This window comes from Parasporobacterium paucivorans DSM 15970 (assembly GCF_900141895.1).
Classification (GTDB): Bacteria; Bacillota; Clostridia; order Lachnospirales; family Lachnospiraceae; genus Parasporobacterium; species Parasporobacterium paucivorans.
Genome location: NZ_FQYT01000001.1, coordinates 1 through 697, shown reverse-complemented (window position 1 = coordinate 697; position 697 = coordinate 1). Strand labels below are relative to the sequence as shown.

Sequence of the window (697 nt, the reverse complement as noted above, 5' to 3'; positions counted from 1 at the left end):
CCCTGCGGCTCCGCACCTTAAGTGCTTAACCTTGCCTGCAAAGGCAACTCGCCGGACCGTTCTACAAAAAGTACGCGGTTCCGCCTTCAATGGCGGTTCCACAGCTTGTAAACACAAGGTTTCAGGTTCTCTTTCACTCCCCTCCCGGGGTTCTTTTCACCTTTCCTTCACAGTACTATGCGCTATCGGTCACTAAGTAGTATTTAGCCTTGGGGGGTGGTCCCCCCGAATTCCCACAAGGTTTCTCGTGTCTCGTGGTACTTTGGATCCCGCTTGCTGCCTTCCGTTTTCGTTTACGAGGCTTTCACTCTCTACGGCTGGTCTTTCCAGAACCATTCTTCTAACTTTCGGCTCACATATTGCGGTCCTTAACCCCGGGATGCACGCATCCCGGTTTAGGCTCCTTCCCTTTCGCTCGCCGCTACTCAGGAAATCGAGTTTTCTTTCTTTTCCTCCGGTTACTTAGATGTTTCAGTTCACCGGGTTCCCCCTGCATGGCTATGTATTCACCATGCAGTGACAGGTATCACTCCTGCCGGGTTTCCCCATTCAGACATCTCCGGATCGTAGGATATTTGCTCCTCCCCGAAGCTTTTCGCAGCTTATCGCGTCTTTCGTCGGCTCTTAGTGCCAAGGCATCCACCTTGCGCTCTTATTATCTTGACCCGTATGCAGTTGCATACCTTTCGGATACATA

1 rRNA gene is annotated in these 697 nt (G+C 51.6%); it reads right to left on the bottom strand.

What is annotated here, in order from left to right:
- Positions 1–666: ribosomal RNA gene (locus BUA79_RS00005) — 23S ribosomal RNA — on the bottom strand; the annotation flags it as partial.
- Positions 667–697: the final 31 nt, after the last annotated feature.